Origin of the sequence: Acinetobacter sp. AR_0276 (assembly GCF_003000705.1) — a bacterium.
Taxonomy (GTDB): domain Bacteria; phylum Pseudomonadota; class Gammaproteobacteria; order Pseudomonadales; family Moraxellaceae; genus Acinetobacter; species Acinetobacter nosocomialis.
This window is the reverse complement of record NZ_PSQO01000004.1, coordinates 1036017-1059906: the sequence shown is the minus strand read 5'-3', so window position 1 is coordinate 1059906 and position 23890 is coordinate 1036017. Positions and strand designations below refer to the sequence as shown.

20 protein-coding genes and 2 pseudogenes are annotated in these 23890 nt (G+C 39.7%); 11 read left to right on the top strand and 11 right to left on the bottom strand.

Features of this window, described 5'->3' with window-relative positions; genetic code table 11:
* Positions 1-30 precede the first annotated feature (30 nt).
* Positions 31-915, bottom strand: coding sequence for a LysR family transcriptional regulator (locus CSB87_RS05795; RefSeq protein WP_031953243.1), 885 nt, complete (start codon positions 913-915; stop codon positions 31-33).
* A gap of 116 nt (positions 916-1031) precedes the next feature.
* On the opposite strand from CSB87_RS05795, the gene CSB87_RS05790 reads away from it, so the two are divergent.
* The 3 genes and pseudogenes from CSB87_RS05790 (at position 1032) to CSB87_RS05780 (ending at position 3769) form a co-directional block, all read left to right on the top strand.
* The gene (locus CSB87_RS05790; protein WP_031953241.1) at positions 1032-1937 is read left to right on the top strand and encodes an AEC family transporter; all 906 of its coding nucleotides are present in this window, start codon (positions 1032-1034) and stop codon (positions 1935-1937) included.
* A 99-nt stretch (positions 1938-2036) separates the two neighbouring features.
* On the top strand, positions 2037-3053 hold the full coding sequence (locus CSB87_RS05785; protein WP_146128704.1) for a molecular chaperone DnaJ: 1017 nt from the start codon (positions 2037-2039) through the stop codon (positions 3051-3053).
* Between the two features lie 137 nt (positions 3054-3190).
* Positions 3191-3769: pseudogene (locus tag CSB87_RS05780) on the top strand (methyltransferase domain-containing protein).
* 64 nt (positions 3770-3833) lie between these two features.
* Here CSB87_RS05780 and CSB87_RS05775 read toward each other — a convergent pair.
* On the bottom strand, positions 3834-6713 hold the full coding sequence (locus CSB87_RS05775) for a valine--tRNA ligase (protein WP_031953236.1): 2880 nt from the start codon (positions 6711-6713) through the stop codon (positions 3834-3836).
* Between the two features lie 196 nt (positions 6714-6909).
* Here CSB87_RS05775 and CSB87_RS05770 point away from each other — a divergent pair, with 196 nt between their 5' ends.
* Genes CSB87_RS05770 through CSB87_RS05760 form a run of 3 tightly spaced genes read left to right on the top strand, consistent with a single transcriptional unit; the run spans position 6910 to position 8908 of the window.
* On the top strand, positions 6910-7587 hold the full coding sequence (locus CSB87_RS05770) for a hypothetical protein (RefSeq protein ID WP_002051408.1): 678 nt from the start codon (positions 6910-6912) through the stop codon (positions 7585-7587).
* Positions 7588-7612: 25 nt separating this feature from the next.
* Positions 7613-8419 carry an SDR family NAD(P)-dependent oxidoreductase gene (locus tag CSB87_RS05765; protein ID WP_031953234.1) on the top strand — a complete coding sequence of 269 codons (807 nt, stop codon included), beginning with the start codon at positions 7613-7615 and terminating at the stop codon, positions 8417-8419.
* Between the two features lie 54 nt (positions 8420-8473).
* Positions 8474-8908 carry a nuclear transport factor 2 family protein gene (locus CSB87_RS05760; RefSeq protein ID WP_031953232.1) on the top strand — a complete coding sequence of 145 codons (435 nt, stop codon included), beginning with the start codon at positions 8474-8476 and terminating at the stop codon, positions 8906-8908.
* Here the strand turns inward: CSB87_RS05760 and CSB87_RS05755 are convergent.
* From CSB87_RS05755 to CSB87_RS05715, 9 genes and pseudogenes are all read right to left on the bottom strand, one after another.
* Entirely contained in the window at positions 8905-9339 is a 435-nt protein-coding gene (locus CSB87_RS05755; protein ID WP_004712225.1) for a YbjQ family protein, read from the bottom strand. The genes CSB87_RS05760 and CSB87_RS05755 overlap by 4 nt on opposite strands.
* Positions 9340-9346: 7 nt before the next feature.
* On the bottom strand, positions 9347-9697 hold the full coding sequence (locus CSB87_RS05750) for a YbjQ family protein (protein WP_002051367.1): 351 nt from the start codon (positions 9695-9697) through the stop codon (positions 9347-9349).
* 109 nt (positions 9698-9806) lie between these two features.
* Entirely contained in the window at positions 9807-11261 is a 1455-nt protein-coding gene (adeK, locus tag CSB87_RS05745; RefSeq protein ID WP_002051147.1) for a multidrug efflux RND transporter outer membrane channel subunit AdeK, read from the bottom strand.
* Positions 11261-14437 carry a multidrug efflux RND transporter permease subunit AdeJ gene (adeJ, locus tag CSB87_RS05740; protein ID WP_004885467.1) on the bottom strand — a complete coding sequence of 1059 codons (3177 nt, stop codon included), beginning with the start codon at positions 14435-14437 and terminating at the stop codon, positions 11261-11263. The genes adeK and adeJ overlap by 1 nt, the downstream gene beginning before the upstream one ends.
* Before the next feature lie 12 nt (positions 14438-14449).
* Positions 14450-15700 carry a multidrug efflux RND transporter periplasmic adaptor subunit AdeI gene (gene adeI, locus CSB87_RS05735; protein ID WP_002051558.1) on the bottom strand — a complete coding sequence of 417 codons (1251 nt, stop codon included), beginning with the start codon at positions 15698-15700 and terminating at the stop codon, positions 14450-14452.
* 24 nt (positions 15701-15724) lie between these two features.
* Complete coding sequence (locus CSB87_RS05730; protein WP_002051172.1) at positions 15725-16351, bottom strand: phosphatase PAP2 family protein; 627 nt, start codon at positions 16349-16351, stop codon at positions 15725-15727.
* A 184-nt stretch (positions 16352-16535) separates the two neighbouring features.
* Positions 16536-18596, bottom strand: a complete 2061-nt coding sequence (locus tag CSB87_RS05725; protein WP_004885469.1) for a site-specific recombinase — start codon at positions 18594-18596, stop codon at positions 16536-16538.
* Between the two features lie 14 nt (positions 18597-18610).
* Positions 18611-19588, bottom strand: a complete 978-nt coding sequence (gene sdsA / locus CSB87_RS05720) for an All-trans-nonaprenyl-diphosphate synthase (protein WP_004712232.1) — start codon at positions 19586-19588, stop codon at positions 18611-18613.
* Positions 19589-19634: 46 nt separating this feature from the next.
* Positions 19635-19934 (bottom strand): annotated as a pseudogene (locus CSB87_RS05715) (hypothetical protein).
* A 96-nt stretch (positions 19935-20030) separates the two neighbouring features.
* On the opposite strand from CSB87_RS05715, the gene rplU reads away from it, so the two are divergent.
* The 5 genes from rplU (at position 20031) to serS (ending at position 23865) form a co-directional block, all read left to right on the top strand.
* A complete protein-coding gene (rplU, locus tag CSB87_RS05710) occupies positions 20031-20342 on the top strand; it encodes a 50S ribosomal protein L21 (protein ID WP_000271409.1) in 312 nt (103 codons plus the stop codon).
* 18 nt (positions 20343-20360) lie between these two features.
* Positions 20361-20618 (top strand): 50S ribosomal protein L27, encoded by a 258-nt coding sequence (gene rpmA / locus CSB87_RS05705; RefSeq protein WP_000201632.1) that lies wholly within the window; start codon positions 20361-20363, stop codon positions 20616-20618.
* 240 nt (positions 20619-20858) lie between these two features.
* Positions 20859-21554, top strand: a complete 696-nt coding sequence (lolA, locus tag CSB87_RS05700; RefSeq protein ID WP_031953230.1) for an outer membrane lipoprotein chaperone LolA — start codon at positions 20859-20861, stop codon at positions 21552-21554.
* A 132-nt stretch (positions 21555-21686) separates the two neighbouring features.
* A complete protein-coding gene (locus CSB87_RS05695) occupies positions 21687-22475 on the top strand; it encodes an RsiV family protein (protein WP_031953228.1) in 789 nt (262 codons plus the stop codon).
* Between the two features lie 118 nt (positions 22476-22593).
* Positions 22594-23865, top strand: a complete 1272-nt coding sequence (gene serS, locus CSB87_RS05690) for a serine--tRNA ligase (protein ID WP_004712237.1) — start codon at positions 22594-22596, stop codon at positions 23863-23865.
* The last annotated feature ends 25 nt before the right edge of the window (positions 23866-23890 follow it).

Here is a 23890-nt window from a genome sequence, read left to right as displayed (position 1 = left end):
AAAATATAAAACGAATTAAATTCTACTAAATTATTTATTAGACCAAACCTCTTGAGCAACCTCTATAAATGCTTTTACGGCTGGACTGATGTGTTTCTTGTTTTTTACTGCAAGGCCAATAGAGCGTTTAAGATTCGGTTTAAAAGGGCGTTTGACCACGTTTGGATAAAGTGAGAGTAACTCTTTGGTGATGACCATATCAGAGACTATCGAAATCCCTAACTGGTTGTGTACCATACTGACGATACTTAGAATTTGGGAAACATAAAATTTGATATCTGGTTTCACATTAAAGTTTTTTAAAATTAATTCGACCTGATGTCGACTACCAGCCATTGTCATTATAAAAGGGCAGTTTTCTAGTTGGGCTGGATCAATATAGAGTTGCTGCGCCAGCGGGTAACCACTCGGAATTAAGGCAACAAAACGATCTTCGATTAAAGGGAATGTATCGAATCGCTCATCTGGCATAATTAAAAAACCAACCTCTATGCGCCGTTCCAATAACCATTGAGCAACTTCTTTATCTTCACCTTCATCGATATAAATTTCGATTTTAGGGTAGCGTTGCCGAAAGGTTTCTAAAATTTCAGGCAATAGATAAATAGAGGATGAAGCTCCAAAAGAGCCAATACGTAATGTGCCTTCGTTTAAACCGTGGATGGCCGCCACTTCTTTTTCTAAGGTATTTGAAATACTCAATAGCTCTTTTACATGGGTTAATAACTGCTGACCTGTTGTGGTCAGCTCAATATCACTTTGGGATCTTGAAATCAGGTTAATGCCCCATTGTTGTTCTAATGCTTTAAGCGCATGAGAAACTGCCGACTGTGAAATTCCCAACTTTTCTGCTGTGGCAGTAAAGCTTTTTAGTTCAGCAATGAGTGCAAAAATTTCAAGCTGGGTAAAGGTCATGTTGTACTTATTATGAGTAAAAACTCATTTTATCATGAGTTTTCATTATCTTTAATATATGAGTAAGCCAAGCTAATTGCCAAAGCAGCAAGCCCTAACAAAACTCGAGTAAAGAAATGAATAGTATTGTTTTATCTCTTTTTCCTTTAGTTGCATTAATTGCATCGGGATACTTATTTAAAAAATATCGTTTTTTTAGCGATGAGTTTTGGGCAGGGGCAGAGAAGCTCAATTATTATATTTTATTTCCTGCTTTGCTTTTTAGTACGCTCTCGACTGCAAAAATTGACTTAAAAAGCTTGAGTACAGCCATCATTGCGATGTTGATTGTGGTTTTAGCAGTCACCATTTTTTTATACATCCTCCGAATATTTTGGCACATACCACCTGCACGTTTTGGTGTGCACGTACAAGGCATGGTTCGCTTTAATACCTATATCGGTTTGGCTTTAGTGACTTCGCTTTTTAAAAGTGAAGGAATGGCAATTCTGGCAATTTTATTGGCACTTTGCATTCCACTGGTAAACGTTATTTCGGTGCTTGCTTTAACTTCTAAAGAACATATGGCAATTAAACCTGTTTTGATTGCACTGCTTAAAAACCCTTTAATTGCATCATGTATAGTCGGTGCAGCAGTCAATGCACTTCACATCCCGATTTGGGAAGGCTTTATCCAGTTTATTAAGCTTTTTTCAGTGTCGAGTTTGCCACTAGGTTTGTTATGTGTGGGTGCAGCTTTACAGTTTATGCAAATTAAAAAAGACATTGTGGTATTGGCAGCAGACACGTTTGCTCGGCTTTTAGCAGTACCTGCTTTGACTTACGGGGTCTGCATGTGGTTTGGTTTACCAAGCTTGCAAACACAGATTTTAGTCATTTTCTTTGCGCTACCGACTGCTTCTGCTTCCTACATTTTAACTAAAGTTTTGGGTGGCGATAGTCAGCTCATGGCAGCCGTGATTAGCTTTCAAACGTTATGCGCCGCCGTGACTTTGCCATTAGTGATTTGGTGGATTTCTTAAGATATAAATCTTTAGGCTGACTCATATTTAAAGAATGCTTGGCTACCTTCCTCATCTGATTATTGCTACACTTTTTTCTTTTTCAGGTGGATGAGTAGTATGTCCTTTGATCTCAAAGTGAGCTTGCAGCAAAGGTCTGAACCGTCTGCACAGCAAAAAAAATTGAATCGCCTGATTGATAAAATAGAACAGCAAAAAGTGAGCCTTGCCACATGGCAAAATGCACAAGCCGAGATTCAACAGCACATACGGCAAAAACTGATGCCTGTGTATAGCGATTTGCATGCAGTGCTATTTCAACAGTTAGAGCAACTTTGGAATATGTTGCATAGCCACGAGTTTTCTAAAGCAGACATGCAACAACTCGATGAAAAAATTGCCCAACTTGCACTAATGTTGAAGCGCTCCAAAATGCTATCTGCTGAGCAGTTAGAGTTAGTAAAGCAGATCGATAATTTTTATCAACAACATACACAAGATTCAGCAAAGAAGAATAAAAAAGCTCAGTCAATAAAATCTGAATACCAAGAAAGCGTTGATCAAAGTTCAGAATTTGAAGAAGACTTTGAAAAGTACGCTGCCGAGCAACAACAAGAGCGGGAACAAGCTAAACAGCAAAGACAGCAAAAAAAACGCGAACAAGCTGAGCAGATGGCAGCACAGTCGTTAAAAACAGTTTATTTAAAAATTGCTGCGATGATTCACCCAGACCGTGAGCAAGATGAAACTAAAAAATTAGAAAAAACTGAGCTGTTTCAACAGGCAAGTCAGGCCTACGAAAAGCAGGATTTGTTTTATTTACTCAAACTCCAGTTACAGCTTGAACAGAATAAAGGGCTAGGCGCTAAAGAATTATCTGCCGAGCAATTAAGGTTTTATAAACTGGCCTTAGATGCACAAAGTCAGCAGCTTGAAAGTCAAATAGCTGAAATTTTGGATTCTTTTCAGTTAGCCAAGAATGTAAAAGCTGAGCATGTACATGTTAGTGATGTTTATAAAGCTGTAGATGCTGACTGCACAGAGCTAAAGCAGCAGGTGAAATGGGAAAAAGAGCGTTTAAAGCATATGAAAAAGGTGAGTGGGGTTGAGATGTTATTGGAGCATGGGGTGCTTTAATCAGCTTCTAGGTTTTATGTGCAGCCATGAGACTACCGATGATTTGATAAGGGATAAATTCTGAAATAGGAAATTGTTGAGATTGGATTTTTTATAAAATATAGTGTGGAAATTATAAAAAGTAAAAGATCGGATTTATGAATGAAAAATTTATTCAATTATCAAAAGAACTTAAACATAGACCTATTTTAGAGAAGGCTTTAGGTTATTTTCCTAACTTACCTTTAGTTGCTATCGATTGTGGCTGTGGCGCTGGCAATGAATCTGCTTATCTACTCTCAAAGGGATTTAATGTTCATGCTTTTGATATTTCAATTGATGCGCAAAAAGTTTGTACTGATCGATTCAAAGATGACTCTAAATTTATTTTCTATCACGAATCTTTTGAAGACTTTAATTTCCCGTCTGCAAGCTTAATTATTGCTTCATCAAGTCTATTCTTTTGCGATCCAAGTTATTTTTATAGTGTAATTAAACGAATTATAAAAGCACTTCCTGAAGGTGGAATTCTTGTAGTTGATTTATTAGGAATTCATGATGAGTGAGTTATTAGAGAACCTACAAAATTTATAGGATTTACTTATCAAGATATAGCTGATTTATTCTTATGCGATTTTAATTTTTTGTTTCATAAAGAAATGAATGAAAATTTACCTTTATTGGATGGTTATATAAAAACATGGCATCTTCATATGCTGATTCTACAAAAAAAGTAATTTTTCAATAGAGAAAAACCCAGAACTTGCTTACACAGATTCTGGGTTCGTTTAACTAATTAAATTAAAGCGCAGCAATTTGCTCCATATTCGCTTTAACTTTATCTAACTGTGCAGCAAACTCAGCAAGCTTCGCTTTTTCACCTTCAACAACTGCTGTTGGTGCTTTAGATACAAAGCCTTCATTTGCAAGTTTATTTGCAATTTGGTCGTGTTGCTTTTGGATTTTATCCAAGTCTTTTTGCAAACGGCCAAGCTCAGCTTTAGGGTCAATTAAGCCTTTCATTGGTACAAATACCGATGCATGACCTACAACACTTGAAGAAGAAAGCGGTGGTTCTTGGTCTTTACCTAAGAACTCAATACTTTCAACTTTAGCCAATGCTTTGAACAACGCTTCAATACGAGTGATTTGCTCACGTTCAGCATCAGAAATGTTTTGAAGTAATACTGGCAATAAACGCGCATTACCTAAGCCCATTTCACCGCGAATATTACGAACCGCACCAATCAAACCTTGAAGCCATTGCATATCTGCTTCAGCTTGCTCATTGATTTTTGCTTGCTCAGGAATAGGGTATTGAGCAGTCATAATTGTTGGGCCGCCTTGACCAAGCATTGGTGCAAGTGTTTGCCAGATTTCTTCTGTCAAATACGGCATTAACGGATGAGCCAAACGCAATGAAGCTTCCATTACAGCAAGCAATACACGACGTACTTCAGCTTTACGCTCTTCTGAAACTTCTGCATCGTTAAGAACTGGTTTAGTTAACTCAACGTACCAGTCACAGTATTCATTCCAGATAAAGTCATAAATCGCTTGAGCAGCAAGGTCTAAACGATACGTTGCAAACGCTTGGTGTACAGCAGCTTCAGCTTTTTGCAGACGGCTGATAATCCATTGTTCTGGAAGTTCCCATAGATCAGGGCGAGCTTGTTGACCAACGGTTTGACCTTCAACATTCATCAGAACGAAACGCGTTGCGTTCCAGATTTTGTTACAGAAGTTACGGTAACCTTCAACACGTTTTAAGTCGAACTTGATGTCACGACCAGTGTTTGCAAGAGCACAGAACGTGAAACGAACTGCGTCAGTACCATAAGCATTAATGCCTTCTGGGAATTCTTTACGCGTTGATTTTTCAATCTTCGCAGCATCTTTCGGGTTCATTAGGCCAGTCGTACGTTTTGCGACTAAGCTTTCTAAATCGATACCGTCAATTAAGTCTAATGGGTCAAGTACGTTACCTTTAGACTTCGACATTTTTTGACCTTCACCATCACGTACCAAGCCGTGAACGTAAACCGTCTTAAATGGAATTTGAGATGAACCATCTTCATTTTTCATGAAGTGCATGGTCATCATGATCATGCGGGCAACCCAGAAGAAGATAATGTCAAAACCAGTCACCAACACGTCAGTCGGATGGAAAGTTTTGAGTTCAGGCGTTTGTTCTGGCCAACCTAAAGTTGAGAATGTCCAAAGTGCAGATGAGAACCATGTATCAAGTACGTCTTCGTCTTGTTTAAGCTCAACATCGGCCGCGATATTATTTTTCGCGCGAACTTCTTCTTCGCTACGGCCAACATAGATGTTGCCATCAGCATCGTACCAAGCTGGAATACGGTGACCCCACCAAAGCTGACGTGAAATACACCAGTCTTGAATGTCACGCATCCATGCCATGTACATGTTGCTGTACTGCTCTGGAACAAACTTAATACGGCCATCTTGAACTGCTTCAATTGCAGGCTCAGCAAGCGGTGCAATTTTTACGTACCATTGATCAGTCAATAATGGCTCAATAATCACCCCAGAACGGTCACCGCGTGGCGCTTTTAAGTCATACGGTTGGATTTGGTCTAACCAGCCTTCAACTTCCGCTTGAGCAACTAGTTTTTTACGTGCTTCAAAACGCTCTAAACCAGCATAATCTGCAGGTGCAGTAATGGTTTTAGAAATTTGTTCACCAGCTTTGGCAATGTATTCAAACTCACCTAAAACTTCAGCGTTTTTGTTGAAGATATTGATGATTGGCAAGCTATTGCGTTTACCTAACTCATAGTCGTTAAAGTCGTGAGCAGGCGTGATTTTTACACAGCCAGTACCGAAGTCTTTTTCAACGTAGTCGTCAGCAACGATTGGAATTAAACGACCAGTAATTGGCAATACAATATTTTTACCAACAAGATGTGCATAACGCTCATCTTCAGGGTGAACAGCAACAGCAGTATCACCAAGTAATGTTTCAGGTCGAGTCGTTGCAACTACGAGATAGTCTTTGCCATCTTGAGTTTTAACTGATTTATCTTCAAAGAAATATTTAAAGTGCCAAAGTGAGCCTTTTTCTTCTTTGCTTTCTACTTCAAGGTCAGAAAGAGCAGTTTGAAGTTTAGGGTCCCAGTTTACAAGACGCTTACCACGGTAAATTAAACCGTCTTCGTGCAAACGAACGAATACTTCTTTAACTGCGTTTGATAAACCTTCATCCATCGTGAAGCGTTCACGTGACCAGTCTACAGACGAACCTAAACGACGAATTTGTTTGGTAATTGTGCCGCCAGATTGTTCTTTCCATTCCCAAACTTTTTCGATGAACTTTTCACGGCCTAAGTCGTGACGAGTTACACCTTGTAAGCCAAGTTGACGCTCAACCACCATTTGAGTTGCAATACCAGCATGGTCAGTACCCGGTTGCCACAAAGTGTTTTTACCCATCATACGGTTATAACGGGTGAGGGCATCCATAATGGCATTGTTAAAGCCATGGCCCATGTGCAAACTACCAGTGACGTTTGGTGGTGGAATCATGATACAGAATGATTCACCGTGACCAGAAGGTTTGAAGTAACCTTGTTCTTCCCACGTTTTGTACCACTTCTTTTCGATCTCGGTTGGATCGTAGGTGGTGGCAATATTTTGAGCGGTTTGAGCGTCAGTCATAGTAGCTTAGATCGAATATGCATAAAAAATTGCATCTATTGTAGCAAAAAATTGCCTCGAAATTAATGTGCTGAAAACAGATAAACGGTTTTGTATTTTTTTCAAAAAACGGTAGATTTATGAAGCATGGATCACAATTTAATCGTGTAGCGGCACGGCAGAAAAATTACAAAAGAATTGATAAGGGATGCGATATATGAGCTACAAAGTTTTTTTAAAGATTTCCGATTCAACCTATACCCAATTTGCTTCAATTCGAGAGAAATTACACGCAGGGGTAAAAGAAAGCCAATCTAAAGCATTAGGTAGTGTTCTTTCCGATTTATCTTGTGAAATTATTGAGCAAGTTTTCTCAGTATTGTTAAAGGATGAGCAAGACAACTCTACCATGACTGAAAAACAGCGCCATGAGTCCGAGAAAGTTCTTCAACAAATTTTAGATACTTTCCGAAAATATATGCCTTGGTCAGTCTCTTTTTTCGGCAATGAACGTCTATTACCTTTGGTTGATTATATGACATCACTTATGAAAGAGCGTGAGCAAGATGTTTATATTACTTACCCAATCACACCACAACTTGTGCAACAGGCCCAAACACTGACTGAACAAATACGTGCGGGCAATATGCAAAGCGTAGAAGAGGCTTTTCAGACCTTGATTCAAATTGTTGATTTAGGCGTAACAAGCCTAGTACGTGAACCTAAAAAACGTTTAAAATTTAATTTGGTTGTCGACAAAACCCTAAATGGGGTCATTAATATGACAACGCATTTGGGCTATAAACGTTTGGAAAAATTGGGGACGCAGGTTGATCAGACCACAGCGACTCATTATATCAATCACTTTTTGGCCTTTATGCATCAAGCAGCATAATTTAAAAAGATAATAGGAAGTCAAAATGGCCAAACTTGATACTTTGCAAAATAAAGTGGTGTGGATTACTGGAGCATCTTCCGGTTTAGGTAAAGCTTTAGCTGGTGAATTTGCTTTGCAAGGGGCTCAAGTAATTTTAACTTCGCGTCGCTTTGAAGAATTAGAAGAAGTTCGCGTTGGTTTACTCCATCCGGATCAGCACTTGTCGGTAGTTGCAGACATTACCAATCAAGAGCAAGTTCAAGAGGCTTATGAGCAGATTTTAAAAGCAAAAGGACGAATTGACTGGCTTATTAATAATGCGGGTTTAAGTCAACGTGCTTTGATTCAGGACACCACAATGGCAACAGAACGCGCCATTATGGAAGTCGATTATTTCTCGCAAGTGGCACTAACTAAAACTGTGCTGCCGACTATGCTCAAACAAAAGTCTGGCCGAGTCGTATTTGTGTCGAGTGTGGCAGGCCTTCTAGGTACGCAATACCGTGCAAGTTATTCGGCTGCTAAAGCTGCTATTCACATGTGGGCCAACAGTTTACGTGCCGAAGTTGCCGATCAGGGTGTTGAAGTTTCTGTTATTTTCCCGGGCTTTGTAAAAACTAATGTTTCGTTTAATGCGTTAAATGGCGCAGGACAACCTCAAGGCCATCAAGATGAAGCAATCGAAAATGGACTAGAAGCCGATGTTTTTGCAGAACATTCAGTTAAGGCGTTAATGCAAGGACAAGAATATATTGTGGTAGGCGGTACTAAAGAAAAATTAGGTGTGATGGTTTCCCGTATGTCACCGAAATTACTCTATAAAATGATTCGAAAAACAAAAGTGAAATAAAAAAGAGATTTTGCCGTGCTAAATTGATGGAAAAACCCACATAGAAGGTTCACCATGGATCAAGACTACCATCGTATCTTAGACGTTGTTACGCGTTTTCAATTGGTCTTTGACCAGAAAAATTGGGATGCGTTTGATGAGTTATTGGCCGATCAACTTGAGGTGGACTATTTCCAGTTTAGAGGGGAGCCTTTATGTGTGGTGTCTTGTCATGAATATAAAGGTTCGAGGCAACAAGCTTTGTCACATTTGCGACTACAACATAATTTGAGTAATCCTCTTGTTCGGATTGAACAAGATCGTGCATGGCTAGAGTGTAATTATCAAATTTACCGTTTTTCTGAAAATGATTATTTTCATTCTTTTGGTCGTTATTATTTTACTTTGGCAAAACAACAGGACAAATGGAAAATTACCGGAATTTGCCAACATTTAACCAAAAATATTGGCAATCCGCGTATACATTTTTCTGCTATGGGGCAGTGCTAGTCTTTGACTGCTGTACCATAAGCAAAAACTTCAACCATTCCGCCTTGCATACCGAGTTCGGTTGTACTCAACCGAACTCCCATAATATGGTTAGCACCCACATTATGGGCTTGCTGTTTTAAACGAATAATCGCTTCACGGCGAGCTCGTTCAACAATGCTTTCATAACTGGTCAGCCGACCTCCTAAAACATTTTTTATAGAAGCCAGTACATATTTAAAGTAGTCGTGAGAAATGACTACATTACTGCTAATAAAATGGCCTAATTGATCACTCGTTGCAAAACGATTGGTATCAATTCTGATATGTGCAAATTGTTGCTCTTTTTCTAGAAGTTCATTTAAATGTTTTCGTTCAATATGGCGGCCAAAAGCCCAACCAATACTGAAAAGAATAAGAAAAATAACAAGCTGAAAAATAAGATTGTCCATTTTCTACCTATGCATTAAATGGATCGGGTAGATGAGGTGCTTGGGGCTGCACAACGACTGCTGTGCCATATACAAATAACTCGGAAGCACCTTGGGCAATGTTTGAAGTTGAAAAACGAATGCCAACAATTGCGTTAGCACCAAGTTGCTGTGCCTTAGCAATCATGCGATCCATTGCTTCTTGGCGGGATTCTTCTAAAAGTTCGGTGTAGCCTGTGAGTTCTCCACCTACAATATTTTTTAAACTTGCCATGAGGTCACGGCCTACATGTTTACTACGAACAGTGCTGCCATATACAACATCAAGTTGTTTTAAAATTTGATGGCCTGGAACGCTTTCTAAATTACTTAATAACATTGTTTTTTATCAATCAAAATTTATTAAGGTTTCAAGATAAAAAATATTCACATTGGTTGCAATAAAAAAGCCCACCGAAGTGAGCTTTTATAAGAATGTGATTTAAAGCTTATTGCTTTTTCAGTTCAGCACTTGATGGTTGATGTACCACTGTATCTGAAGTATTTGCTTTTAAACCGCCACCTAGAGTTTTATATAACTCGATTTGGTTGTTTAAGTTTGCTTGTTGAAGCAATAACAAACCTTGTTCAGCTGAATAAGATGAACGTTGTGCATCAAGAACTGTCAAGTAACTATCAATACCTGCACGGAAGCGGGCATTTGAAAGTGTGTAGTTGCGATTAGTTGCTTCTACTAAACGTTGTTGAGCTGTTAAACGTTCACCAATGTTGGCACGTGTCGCAAGTGCATCATTAACTTCACGGAATGCAGACTGAACTGATTTTTCATAATCAGACAATGCAATTTTCTGATCGGTTTCAGAAATTTTTACATTGGCACGACGAGTACCCCAGTCAAAGATTGGTAAATCTAAGCTTGGACCAATTGACCATGCAAAACCACCAGACTTAAATAGATCACTTAAGTCAGTTGATGCATAACCTGCTGAACCCGTTAAGCTAATGGTTGGGAATAAACGTGCTTTTGCTGCACCAATATTCGCACCCGCAGCGCTTAAGTTATATTCGGCCGCTTTTACATCTGGACGGTTATTTAACAAATCACTTGGTAAACCAGCAGTGAATACATTTTGCTGAGCAATACGTTTCACAGGCTGTGTCGGTAACAAGTTTTGTGCAACTGGTTGGCCTACAAGTAAGTTCAACAAGTTTTGTGCTTGAGCAATTTGAGTTTTGTAGTTCGCTACATCGTTACGCGCAGTTTCTACAGAAATCTGTGCCTGACGTAATGGAACTTCACTGTCGATACCTACATCAAAACGTTTTTTGTTGAGATTGTAAGAATCTTGCTGCGCTTTAAGTGTTTGCTCTGCAAGTCTTAAATTCGCCGTTGCAAACGAATAGTTTAACCATGCTTGAGCAACTTGACTGATCAAACTGATTTGAGTCGAATCACGTGCACTTTGTGTTGAAAGGTAATTATCTAAAGCAGCGTCTTTTAGACTACGAACACGGCCCCAGAAATCAAGCTCATAAGCAGTTACACCCAAACCTACTTGGTAAGTAGAGTAGGGGTTATTCGGGTCACGACTTGGCGTAACCTGACGAATTGCACTACCACTTGCTCCGATTGTTGGAAGCTGGTTGTTCTTCGTAATCTGATACTGCTCTTGAGCACGTTCAATATTGAGCGTTGCTTTACGTAAATCACGGTTATTCGCAAGAGCCAAGTCGATTACTTCAAGCAAACGTGGGTCAGCAAAGAACTGTTTGTAGCCCTGTTCAGCAATAGATGTACCAGAAGCGCTGTTATATGCATAGCTCTGTGGAATATCGGTTTTCACGACTGGTTCTGGGCCGCGCATGCTTTGACAAGCTGCCAAAGCAAGCGCAAGTGCAGATACCGCAATGCTACGACCTGAAATAGACCATACTTTTTGCATCACGATTTATGCTCCTGAGTGTTTATGGTTTTTGGTTTGTACTTAAAGATACTACGAATCCACACATAGAATACAGGGATAAAGAAGATACCTAAGAATGTCGCGCTGAGTACGCCACCAAGTACACCGAAGCCTACCGAGTGCTGACTTCCTGCACCAGCACCTGTTGAAAGTGCAAGCGGAAGTACACCAAAACCGAAGGCAAGGGTTGTCATGATAATTGGACGTAAACGCATTTTTGCAGCATGTAAGGTTGCGTCAAGTAGATCTTCACCTTTCTCTTGCAGCTCTTTTGCGAACTCAACAATCAAGATCGCATTTTTTGCCGAAAGACCAATTACCGCAATAATCGCTACCTGGAAGTAAATGTTATTCGAGAGATTTGGATCTCCTTTAATAATCATACCCAAGTAAGTCAATACGATCGCACCAATGACACCAAGCGGTACCACAAGTAAAACCGAGAACGGAATTGACCAGCTTTCATACAATGCAGCCAAGCAAAGGAATACGATTAACAATGAAAGCGCATATAAGAATGGCGCTTGAGCACCAGACTCACGTTCTTCAAGTGATAAGCCTGTCCATTCATAGTCGAAACCTTGTAAGCCCATAGATGGTAACTTACCAATAATTTCTTCCATTGCTTTCATGGCATCACCAGAACTCACGCCAGGTGCAGGTGTACCTTGAATGTTAACCGATGATACGCCGTTATAACGTTCAAGACGTGGAGAACCATATGTCCATTTGCCAGTAGCAAATGCCGAGAATGGAACCATCTCACCTTTGTTATTACGTACATACCACTTGTTTAAATCTTCAGGCATCATACGGCTACCCGCATCACCTTGAACATAAACTTTTTTCACACGACCGCGGTCAACGAAATCGTTAATGTATGAACCACCCCAAGCAATACGCATTGTATTGTTGATGTCAGCAATGCTAACACCCATAGCACCAGCTTGAGCCTGATCTACATTAATTTGATATTGAGGCGTATCTTCTTGGCCATTTGGACGTACACCCATGAGGCGTTTATCTTGCGATGCCAAGCCTAAAATAGTGTTACGTGCTGCAATTAGTTTCTCATGGCCTTGACCACTTGAATCTTTAAGCTGCAAGTTAAATCCGGCAGTTACACCCAATTCAGGCATTGCAGGAAGCTGTAACGGCATAACATATGATGCATCTTTAATGATCATGTTTAATGCCATACCACGCTTAATTAATGCGCCGATTTGGGTTTCCGGTGAAGTACGTTTGCTCCAGTCTTTCAACTTAACGAAGCCAATACCAGCGTTTTGACCCACACCTGTGAATGAGAAACCAGAAACAGTGAAAATTGATTCTACTGTGTCTTTTTCATTCATAAAGAAGTTTGTCATGGTGTCAATCACTTTACCTGTACGGTCAAGCGTTGCATTTGGTGGTAATTGAACAAGTGTCATTACAACACCCTGATCTTCTTCTGGTAAGAATGAAGATGGGAGTTTTTGGAACAAGAAGACTAAAAGGGCAACTACAACAGCGTAGAGCACGCCAGAGAAGATTTTGCCTTTAAGCATGCGGCTAACACCATTTTGGTAGCTGTGCGACATGCGGTCAAAACCATTGTTAAAGCTTCTAAAGAAACGAGCGAAGATATTATTGCTTGGTTCTTTATTTGGATCATGCTGTTTTAGAATAGTCGCACAAAGTGCAGGTGTGAACGTCAACGCTACAATTAACGACAGTACCATTGCAGTTACAAGGGTAATCGAGAACTGGCGGTAAATTACACCTGTTGTACCACCAAAGAAGGCCATTGGTACGAATACCGCTGTCAATACACTGGTAATACCCACTAACGCACCAGAAATCTGCTGCATTGAGCGTGAAGTAGCCGTAACCGGATCAGTATGATCTTCACTCATTACACGTTCAACGTTTTCCACTACAACAATAGCGTCATCGACCAGAAGACCGATTGCCAATACCATAGCGAACATGGTTAAGGTGTTAATTGAGAAGCCAAAAATATTAATAACAGCAAATGTACCTAATACAACCACTGGAACTGCAAGCGTTGGAATAATCGTTGCGCGCCAGTTTTGTAAAAATAGGAACATGACAATGAATACCAAAATCACGGCTTCAATTAATGTGTGTACTACACTTTCAATTGAAAGACGGATAAATGGAGTCGTGTCATAAGCTAGTTTATCTTGTAAACCTGCTGGATAGTTCTTACGTAATTCAGATAAACGTTGTTCAACAGCAGCTGCCGTATCCAGTGCGTTAGCACCTGTAGCAATTTTAATTGCAAGACCACCTGCTGGTTTACCATTAAATTTCGAGTCGAACTGATAGTTATCCGAACCTAACTCTACGCGAGCTACATCTTTTAAACGAACTTCAGCACCAGATGCTGTGTTCTTTAAAAAGATATTTCTAAACTGCTCAGGAGTCTGTAACAAACTTTGAGCATTCACTGTTGCGTTAAGTACTTGACCTTGTACAGCAGGCGCACCACCTAACTGACCTACAGCAACTTGCGAGTTTTGTGCTTGAAGCGCAGTTGCAATATCACTAGGAGTGAGTTGGTAACTTGTTAACTTGGCTGGATCGAGCCAAATACGCATTGCATATGAACCACCAAAGACCTGAACTTCACCAACACCAGCAACACGGCTAAGCGGCTCTTTAATTGAAGAGTTTACGTAGTCTTTAATGTCTGAGTCTGAAAGGCTGTTATCTGGTGAATAAAATGCAATAACTTGTAGGAAGCTTGCACCAGATTTAGTAACTGTTACACCTTGACGTTGTACATCTTCAGGTAAAAGCGCAGTTGCAGATTGCAATTTGTTCTGAACCTGAACTTGTGCGATATCAGGGTCAACACCTTGTTCAAAGTTTAATTGAATAGATGCTTGTCCGTTACCAGCACTGTTAGAAGAAATATAACGTAAACCATCGAGACCATTCATTTGTTGTTCAATGATCTGGGTTACGGTGTTTTCAACTGTTTCAGCCGATGCACCAGGATAAGTCGCAGCAATGGTGACTGTCGGTGGTGCAATCGTTGGATACTGTGCAATAGGCATTTTTGTTAGCGTGAGAATACCCGCCAACATAATGACTAATGCAATCACCCACGCAAATATGGGGCGATGAATAAAAAATTGTGCCATTCAATCTACCCCTTATGCATTTGAAGCTGCTTTCTGTTCTGCTTGAGGTTTACCTGATTGAGCCGGTTTCGCAGCATTTGGCGCTGCACCTTGAGGATTTGCTGGTTGAGCTTGATAAGGTTTTGCTGTTACTTGTTGCCCTTCTTTGACTTTGGCAACGCCATCAACAATGACTTTATCGCCAGCTTTTAAGCCGTTAGTCACAATCCAGTTTTGTCCTTGAACACCTGAGGTTTCAATTGGACGACTCTCAACAGCCCCTTTGGCATTAACAAGCATTGCTACAGCTTGACCTGTAGGTAAACGTGTAACCGCAGCTTGAGGAATCAGATAAGCGTTTGGAACAACACCCTGAACAATTTGTGCAGTGGTATACATACCCGGAAGCAATAAATGATTCGGGTTAGAGAATACGGCACGTAAAGTAATTGTTCCTGTATCTTGGTTTACAGAAGCGTCAGAGAAAGCAAGTTGGCCTTCGATCGGGTAGGTAGAACCATCTTCAAGCTTTAATTTTACTTTCGTATTGTTACTGTTGTTCAAACTGCCTTTACTTAATTGTTGACGTAAACGTAACAACTCAGCGCTAGACTGATTAATATCAACATAAATTGGATCTAACTGTTGAATCGTCACTAACGCATTAGTCTGATTTGCAGTAACTAAAGCACCAGCCGTTACTGATGAACGTCCAGATTGTCCAGAAATAGGAGAGCGAATTGTAGAATAACCAAGATCTACATTTGCATTTGTTACTTGAGCCTTAGCTGCTGCAACTTGTGCTTCTGCAACATTAACTTGACCAAGTAAGTCATCATATTCCTGTTTAGACACAGCATTACTAGAAACAAGTTGTTTATAACGATTTAACTTGGTACGTAGTGAAGCTAGATTTGCCTGTTGTTGTAGGAGTGATGCTTTTGCATTCTCTAACGTTGCACGGTTCGTTCTAGAGTCGAGCTCATAGAGTGCCTGACCTTCACGAACATAACTTCCTTCAGCAAATAAGCGCTTTAAAATCACGCCACTTGTTTGAGGACGAACTTCAGAAATTTGATATGCTGAAGTACGGCCTGAAAGCTCAACGCTTTGTTCAACACTTTGTGGTTGAGCAACAATAACACCTACTTCTGCAGGCGGCATTTTCTGAGCAGCAGCAGCTTGCTGTTTCTCATCGGAGCCTTTGCTACAACCAACAAGTGCGATACTTGTTGCTAATGCGCAAGCAGTAAGGGCTGGTGCCCAAAGCTTAGCCGACATCATTGTTCCACCTCGTTTAGATAAAATCTAAAAATATATTTGTTTTCTACTTAACCTACTTTGTGTTTGTAATAACCAGAGCCAAAGCAGTGCAATCCAAATAAAACCAATGCCCCAACCAGCGAGTACGTCTGTTGGGAAATGAACTCCTGCATATATTCTTGAAAGCCCCATACACACAAACCAAAGACAGGAGATCAAAACAATATAAGGAGAGTTAATGTTGTGCTTACGGCATAACATAATCATTGCCAGACAAGCTAGTGTTGATGCATAAACACTATGTGCACTTGGGAACGATGCACCATAACTTTCAACAATATGATATGCCTCAGGAGGTCTAGGCCGGTTAACACACCATTTGAGCAGCCAACCAATGGTGATACTGCCAAAAACTCCCAAGCTAATGAAAATAACAGTAATATATTTTTTATACCATGCTAAATATACACATATTAGAAAGGATAAAAAACATACAAAAGGCATGCCGCCTATGCGTGCAAGAAAGGTGGTTATAGTATTAAGATAATCTAAACGATGGTGACTCAATGTTTGAACGGTGAGCAAGTCCAAAGATTGAAGACTTGGCACAAATAGACCAAGAATACCTAATCCTAAAAAAACGCAACCAATACAAAGCAATAGATAGGGCATATACACACCTTTGCTTATTCATGTAGTTTTCTACTACTGAACGCCGTTGAAAGTGTACTTGCCAGTACACTTTTTTTCAAGCCTGATAGATCATCGTAAATTCATTTTGAAATTTTTTTAACATTTGGAAAAACAATCACAACAAAATTGACGGATATCACATTTTGTGTACAAAGCAAAACAGTTAGTGTTCTGCTTTTTTTCCACTATTGGCTTGGGCATTTTCTTCTAATTCTAAAGGCTGTTTTGGAGGCCAGAAGAAGTCGCTCGGACGTGTAAGAAAATGGGTCATGACCAGTTTAGCCAAAGGTTTCCATTGTTCAAAGCGTACTCGGCGTGCGCGTAGAGCCACAATAATCGTTAAAGTGAAACTCACAAATAAGTTCGTGAGACCGATACAGAGTACGCCTAAAAACGAAACAATAATCAAGCCAATATCTGGACTACCGTTTATAGTCATTAAACCTTGAATAAAGTTTGCTGATGCAAAGGCAATATGTCGAATATCTAGAGGTAAACCTAAAATAAAACCTATTGTTCCCATACTTCCTAGCATGACACCAAATAGAAAGTTACCCGCAAGTGCACCTAAATTACGTTCAATATATTCTGCAAAACGATTAAGACGTTCTTGTCCAAATAAATTGCGTAGTCGGCGATGAGCTTTTAAACGCGGTCCTACTTTTCGGTAAACTGCCATGTTATCGAAGTAACCAGCAATCAGGCCTGATAAAAACAAGCAGACTCCCGCAATTGCTGCGTGAGGAACAGCTAATGACGTAAAAGGATTTAAACTATGTAATAAATAGGTTGCTTTGGTATGGGTTAATAAGGGCTCATCAAGATAGAACTGCCAAGCAAAGGTAATGAGGGCAGCGGTAGGAATCGCAATCGAGATATTCCCCAAAATAGCAATAAACTGAGTTCGAATAATATTGATAATAAGCGCTGCTAATTCTGCAATTTGTGCAGTTTTAGAACCTTTACGTTGCTGTACAGTTGCAGCGAGTGCAGCAGCGGTCATTGCTGGCTGTTTTGTTGCAACGGTAAAGTGCAATACGTGAATCAGAATAAAGCCAAGTGAATAGTTCATACTGAACGTAAAGGCTTGCATGAGTGGCGCCATCGTCATTCGTGCAGCAAGAATCTTTAATGTTGCCATACAGGCAATAATGACACCTGCACCGGCAGCGGCTTTGTACATTCCCCAAAAGCCTTTAGTGTCTGTACTTACATAGTGCTCACCGGTACGGCTCGCATTTTCTGTGACTTGAAAGGCAATAAGCTCACTAGTCGTGCTAAGTAAAGAACGGACGCTTTTTTCACTATAATGAGCTTTGGTTAAGTCCGAAATTAAGTTTCCTAAAGAAACGTAACGTCCTTCGCTGTTATCAACAACCAAATAGAGCAATAATTCAATTCGGTCTAAACATTGTTCAAGTAAGGACAATAGATATGTCAAACTTAAACTAACACCAATTCTTTTTGTTGCTCGACGTATCTTTAAAACGACATCCCGACATTGTTCCAACATTACAAATGCTTGAGATGCATCTGGAGGTACAGTTACCACAGTGTCATCTTGAGAAATATCTTGTTTTTTATATTTTTCGATAAACTCAATAATTTCACGATTCTGTACTAAAAACGGCGACTCATATTCAGTTAGCTCAGGCTGAGCATTAATAAATTCAGGATAAAGCCCAATACCACTAATACGATAAGATAGAACCGTAATAGCCTTGATCATTTCTCGCTGAATGGCATGTTTTTCTTCAACATTACTATTACTTTGCCCAATTAGACCGAATAAGGTTGCCCAATCCTTGTCATCAACATTGTTTAACCAGACTGAATCACTTTCTAAATAGAAAATTTTTCCAATCAAAATTTTGAGTTGGCTTGCATCTTCAATAAGCGGTAGAAAATGGCCGCCAAGTCTTTGCCCAAGCTGGTTCCAGAAACCATCTAAAGACAAAATACCGCTATCTGCATATAAGCTCACTTGCTTATATTGATTAATTAAACGTAATAAAAAGGTTTGTAAAAGGGCAGGAGCGGTAGGAGTAAGTAATAAGCTGTCAATAAATGCTTGTATTTTTTGCTCTATCTCATCCGTATCATGAGGATCGGATGGCCGTAAGGCATTGACTAAGTCAATGAGGATATTTTCGTCGATAACAGCTTGAGGGTTTTCAAGCTGTTTCTGGATTTTTAAAAAATGATCTGAAAAATTTATATGCATAGGCAAAATAATATCTACTGTATTCGATGTAATGCAAGCCGAGTGAGGTTAATCAATGCTTGGCGATAAGGTGTATCAGGCAAGATTGATAAGGCTTGCAGTGCTGCTTCTGTTTCTTCTTGGGCACGGCGCTGGCAATAATCTAAAGCACCAGACTTTTGCACAATTTCAATTACTCTGGTTAATTGGTCAACCCCACCTGTCGCAATACTACGACGAATAATGGCGTGTTCTTCACCAGTTGAATGTGCTAATGCTGAAATTAACGGTAAAGTCGGTTTACCTTCCATTAAATCATCACCAATATTTTTACCTAATGTTTCAGCATCTGAAGTGTAGTCTAAAATATCGTCAATAATTTGGAATGCATTTCCGAAATGACCTGCAAATAATCTTAAAGGTTCACGATAAGCTTCTTGTCCCGCCAAAATGGCAGCACCTTCAGTTGCAAGTTCAAATAAACGAGAGGTTTTCCCGTGAATAATTTTTAAATATGTTTCTTCGGTTGTATCTGGTTGATGCTGAGATTGAAGCTGTAATACCTCACCTTCAGCGATTTCACATGTACCTGTTGAGAAGTCTTTTAATAAGGTCATGTTGTTTAAATCAACCAATAAGTCAAAAGCACGGGCAATAAGGAAGTCACCCACTAACACGGCAGTTTGGTTGTTCCAAGTTGCGTTGGCAGTAGGGCGGCCACGGCGAAGCCCCGATTCATCGACCACATCATCATGCACTAAAGTTGCGGTATGAAGCATTTCAATAATAGCAGCTAAACGCTGTGCATGTTGCATATTGTCGAGGCCACAAGCGCGTGCTGCAAGTAAGCACATGATTGGGCGCATACGTTTGCCGCCAGCTTCAACAACATGCTTACTGACCGACATGACCAAGCCGACTTTTGAGCTAATTCCTTCATTAATCAAGTGATCCATCGCAGCAAAGTCTGTAGCAACAGGAGCGAGAATGTCTTGCTTAAAATCGATGACCATATGAAGAAAAACCCCGTATTGGTGATAAGTGGCGTTAGTGTATCAATTAAAAGTGCATTAAACAGGGAAACAAGCAATTGATATGAATCATTTGTATGTTCATGAAGAGTTCTTTGTTCTTTATTTCGGCAAAACGGTGTGTTTCCGACAAAACAATAAATTTTAATAACGTCAACATGAATACAGCTTGTTCTTGTTGCAAGTTGTGTTTGGAACTGTATTTTAAATTTCATTCAGAATCAATGAAAAGTACTAAATTCGAATTTAAGCTGTTTTTATTATGTAAGAATAGCGGTCTCTATTGCCCAGATAAAGATAAAGCACTTGTCGTTTGATCAAATTTCACTTAAAATCTGTCGCCTTGTATAACCCCAGTGGCGTTCGTTTTAAGATCGATATATCCCTTTATCGGCACGACGACACGGGCTGATTGGAGTACGTTATGTACGCAGTAATCCAAAGCGGTGGTAAACAGCACCGTGTAGTTGAGGGTGAAACCCTTAAAGTTGAATTATTGAAGGCTGAATCTGGCGCAACTATTACATTTGATGATGTATTAATGGTTGTAAACGGTGACAACATTCAAATCGGTGCTCCAGTTGTAGCTGGCGCTAAAGTAACTGCAGAAGTGATTGGTCATGGTCGTCACGACAAAATCCGCATTATCAAAATGCGTCGTCGTAAACACTACCGTAAGCAACAAGGTCACCGTCAATGGTTCACTGAGTTGAAAATTACTGGTATTTCAGGCTAATCACGAGGAGTAAGAGACATGGCAACTAAAAAAGCCGGTGGATCGACGAAGAACGGTCGTGATTCAAACCCAAAAATGTTAGGTGTTAAAGTTTACGGTGGTCAAACTGTAACTGCTGGTAACATCATCGTTCGTCAACGTGGTACAGAATTCCACGCTGGTGCAAATGTTGGTATGGGCCGTGACCATACTTTATTTGCTACTGCTGACGGCGTAGTAAAATTCGAAGTGAAAGGTCAATTTGGCCGTCGCTACGTAAAAGTTGAAACTGTTTAAGTTTTAGCTTAAGAAAAAGCCCACATTTTGTGGGCTTTTTTTATGGAATTTCATTAATTTTATCTTCATCATGATGAATGAAATTCTACAAACTATATGAACAACATAACAAAATATCTTATTTTCTCAATGATTAGCACAGAGTTTGTCGGTTAATATGAGTCTTGAATGAAGAGCTTGTTTGGCTGAGTTAAATTAAAAGCGAACAAGTTATCTTACAGCAACTAAAAAGGTGATGACATGAATATGCTTCGTAAAACCATGTGTGCTATTACACTCAGCGCCTCAGTGCTTGCTCCTGTAATGAGTACTACAGCGTTTGCTGCACCAGTAGCAGCACCGGAGCAACAGGCAATTGGGAACCTGGTAAATCAGTTATCAGGATTACAGCGTTTAACTGCTGATTTTGAACAAACAACCAAAGCAACTACAAAAGCTGTAGCACAGAAAAAAGGTCTAGGTGCTCAGCATATGAACCAGACATTTAAAGGTTCAATGAAAGTTGAACGTCCGGGGAAATTTTATTGGGAAACTGTGAGCCCGTCCAAACAAACTATTGTGACAAGTGGTAAAACAGTATGGATTTATGATCCTGATTTACAGCAAGCTGTACGTCAAAGCTTAGATTCGCAAGTAGCCGATACTCCAGCTTTATTGCTCTCTGGTAATACTAGTCAAATCATGAAGTCTTACCGAGTGACTCAGCCAGATAAATCTAAATTATATTTCACTTTATTCCCGAAAAAAGAAGATGGAGCTTTCCAAAGCTTAACTATTAGTTTTGGTGCCAACAAAGCACCTACGTTAATGGTATTACAAGATTCTTTAGGTCAAACCACTTATGTGAAATTTAATAATGTAAAAGTGAATGCCTCAATTCCAGCTTCAACTTTTAATTTTACGCCACCAAAAGGCACAGATATTATTGATCAATAATTATTGTGATTCGTTAAGAAAGCCACCTAAAAGGGTGGCTTTCTTTTTATATATCAATCCTAGATACATTTTTTAACCCCGTCTTATTCCTACGCTTTGTATAGTGATAAAACAGATTACACGGGGATTAACATGCGACTTTACGATAAGAAAATTATTTTCATTCTTCCTATGGTGGCTGCCATGGCGGCAGTAAGTGGTTGTCAGCCAAAATCTGCAGCTAAAGATGAGCAACCTGCATCTAGTGCTTCAGTAAAAGAACAAAAACAAGCAGAAGTTCCAGTGATTCAGGCAAAAGTAATTCCAGTCAAATTACCAAAATCTAAAGTTTGTCTTGAAGATGGCTGTACTGAATATGATTTTCAGACAGTACAAACCAACCAAAAATGGATTAATGATTATTTTACGAACCGTATAAAAAAAGCAGACCCGAATGCTTTTGCAAACTTGGCTGATAAACCTGTCGAGGTACCAGAAGGGGAGCCGAGCTCAAGTCAAAGTGCAATTTATGTCCGTTATTTGGGACAAAATTATAATCTTGCAACCTTTGCCTTACAGACATACTCATACTCTGTGGGTGCAGCACATGGCATGTCTCATCAAGAGTTTGTAAATTTTGATTTATTAAATAAAAAACACATTACTGTTGCTGAACTCATTAAGCCAGATGTAGAAAAACAACTCGTTGATGCACTTTTTGATGCGAATACGAACTGGCTTCAAGACCACAATATTAGCCGTGAAAAACTGCAACTAAGTGATAATTACTATTATGGTGCCAATGGGATTGTTTTTGTCTATCCTGTCTATGAGTTAGCTTCTTATGCAGAAGGAATGACTGAATTAATACTGCCATATTCTGAGGCAGCTAAGTTCATTAAACCTGAGTATTTACCGAGTGTGCCAAACTACAACATGTAAAATATGAGGTCTCTTCTTAGAATTGTGTGAAAGCTATTCGATATGAAGATGATCACTATATTTTTTAGTGTTAAGGGCTTACACTATTGCCAGTTTTTTACCCATATTATGATTAATTATGATCGACCCTAAGTTACTCAGAAATAATATTGAAGTCGTTAATGCAGCTTTGGCAAAACGTGGTGTTCAGTTAGACGTTCAAGAATGGGCGTCTTTAGAGACTCGCCGTAAAGACTTGCAATCAAAAACTGAAAAGTTACAGGCAGAGCGAAATGCCGGTGCTAAACAAGTGGGTCAGATTAAAAAATCCGGTGGCGATGCTTCTGAAATCATGGCACGCATGCAGGCGATTGGTGATGAGATTAAAGCAGCTGAAGTTGCTTTATCAGAACTACAAAACGAGATTGAGCAAAAAGCACTTAGCATTCCAAACTTACCGGATGAATCTGTGCCAGCTGGTAAGGATGAGAGTGATAACGTTGAAATCTCAAAATGGGGTACACCTCGTCAGTTCGATTTTGAAATCAAAGATCATACTGATTTAGGCGAGTGGATGGGTGGACTAGAGTTTGAAACTGCGACCAAACTCACTGGTTCACGTTTCAGCGTATTGAAGGGGCCTTTAGCGCGTCTACAACGTGCTTTAACTCAGTTTATGCTTGATACCCATACTCTAAAGAATGGCTATACTGAAGCATACGTGCCTTATTTGGTTAATGCTGACTCACTTCGTGGGACAGGACAATTACCAAAATTTGAAGAAGATTTATTTAAACTTCAAGGTGAAAAAGAATACTACCTTATTCCTACAGCTGAAGTTCCAGTCACTAACTTTGTTCGTGATGAAATTATTGACGCAGACCGTTTACCATTAAAATATGCAGCGCATACACCATGTTTCCGTAGTGAAGCTGGTTCTTATGGCCGTGATACACGTGGTTTAATCCGTCAGCACCAATTTGATAAAGTTGAAATGGTGCAAATCGTTAAACCAGAAACGTCTATGCAGGCCCTTGAAGAACTTACTGCACATGCTGAGGGCATTTTGCAGGCACTTGGTTTGCCATACCGCAAAATTTTGCTCTGTGGTGGTGATATGGGCTTTGGTGCGATGAAAACTTACGATTTAGAAGTATGGGTTCCAAGCCAAAATACATATCGTGAGATTTCAAGCTGCTCTAATATGGGTGACTTCCAAGCGCGTCGTATGAAAGCACGCTTCCGTATGGATCAGAAGAAGACTGAATTAGTGCATACGCTAAATGGTTCAGGTCTTGCAGTAGGACGTACTTTACTTGCAGTAATGGAAAATTACCAACGTGAAGACGGCTCAATCGAGATTCCAGAAGTATTACGCCCATATATGGGTGGTGCAACTTTTATTGACTAAGCTTTGCATCTAAATTGTGCACGTT

Bases quoted from the DNA above. Each gene is read 5' to 3' on its own strand.
- CSB87_RS05795 (WP_031953243.1), bottom strand. From the start codon at position 915: ATGACCTTTACCCAGCTTGAAATTTTTGCACTCATTGCTGAACTAAAA.
- CSB87_RS05790 (WP_031953241.1), top strand. From the start codon at position 1,032: ATGAATAGTATTGTTTTATCTCTTTTTCCTTTAGTTGCATTAATTGCA.
- CSB87_RS05785 (WP_146128704.1), top strand. From the start codon at position 2,037: ATGTCCTTTGATCTCAAAGTGAGCTTGCAGCAAAGGTCTGAACCGTCT.
- CSB87_RS05775 (WP_031953236.1), bottom strand. From the start codon at position 6,713: ATGACTGACGCTCAAACCGCTCAAAATATTGCCACCACCTACGATCCA.
- CSB87_RS05770 (WP_002051408.1), top strand. From the start codon at position 6,910: ATGAGCTACAAAGTTTTTTTAAAGATTTCCGATTCAACCTATACCCAA.
- CSB87_RS05765 (WP_031953234.1), top strand. From the start codon at position 7,613: ATGGCCAAACTTGATACTTTGCAAAATAAAGTGGTGTGGATTACTGGA.
- CSB87_RS05760 (WP_031953232.1), top strand. From the start codon at position 8,474: ATGGATCAAGACTACCATCGTATCTTAGACGTTGTTACGCGTTTTCAA.
- CSB87_RS05755 (WP_004712225.1), bottom strand. From the start codon at position 9,339: ATGGACAATCTTATTTTTCAGCTTGTTATTTTTCTTATTCTTTTCAGT.
- CSB87_RS05750 (WP_002051367.1), bottom strand. From the start codon at position 9,697: ATGTTATTAAGTAATTTAGAAAGCGTTCCAGGCCATCAAATTTTAAAA.
- adeK (WP_002051147.1), bottom strand. From the start codon at position 11,261: ATGCAAAAAGTATGGTCTATTTCAGGTCGTAGCATTGCGGTATCTGCA.
- adeJ (WP_004885467.1), bottom strand. From the start codon at position 14,437: ATGGCACAATTTTTTATTCATCGCCCCATATTTGCGTGGGTGATTGCA.
- adeI (WP_002051558.1), bottom strand. From the start codon at position 15,700: ATGATGTCGGCTAAGCTTTGGGCACCAGCCCTTACTGCTTGCGCATTA.
- CSB87_RS05730 (WP_002051172.1), bottom strand. From the start codon at position 16,351: ATGCCCTATCTATTGCTTTGTATTGGTTGCGTTTTTTTAGGATTAGGT.
- CSB87_RS05725 (WP_004885469.1), bottom strand. From the start codon at position 18,596: ATGCATATAAATTTTTCAGATCATTTTTTAAAAATCCAGAAACAGCTT.
- sdsA (WP_004712232.1), bottom strand. From the start codon at position 19,588: ATGGTCATCGATTTTAAGCAAGACATTCTCGCTCCTGTTGCTACAGAC.
- rplU (WP_000271409.1), top strand. From the start codon at position 20,031: ATGTACGCAGTAATCCAAAGCGGTGGTAAACAGCACCGTGTAGTTGAG.
- rpmA (WP_000201632.1), top strand. From the start codon at position 20,361: ATGGCAACTAAAAAAGCCGGTGGATCGACGAAGAACGGTCGTGATTCA.
- lolA (WP_031953230.1), top strand. From the start codon at position 20,859: ATGAATATGCTTCGTAAAACCATGTGTGCTATTACACTCAGCGCCTCA.
- CSB87_RS05695 (WP_031953228.1), top strand. From the start codon at position 21,687: ATGCGACTTTACGATAAGAAAATTATTTTCATTCTTCCTATGGTGGCT.
- serS (WP_004712237.1), top strand. From the start codon at position 22,594: ATGATCGACCCTAAGTTACTCAGAAATAATATTGAAGTCGTTAATGCA.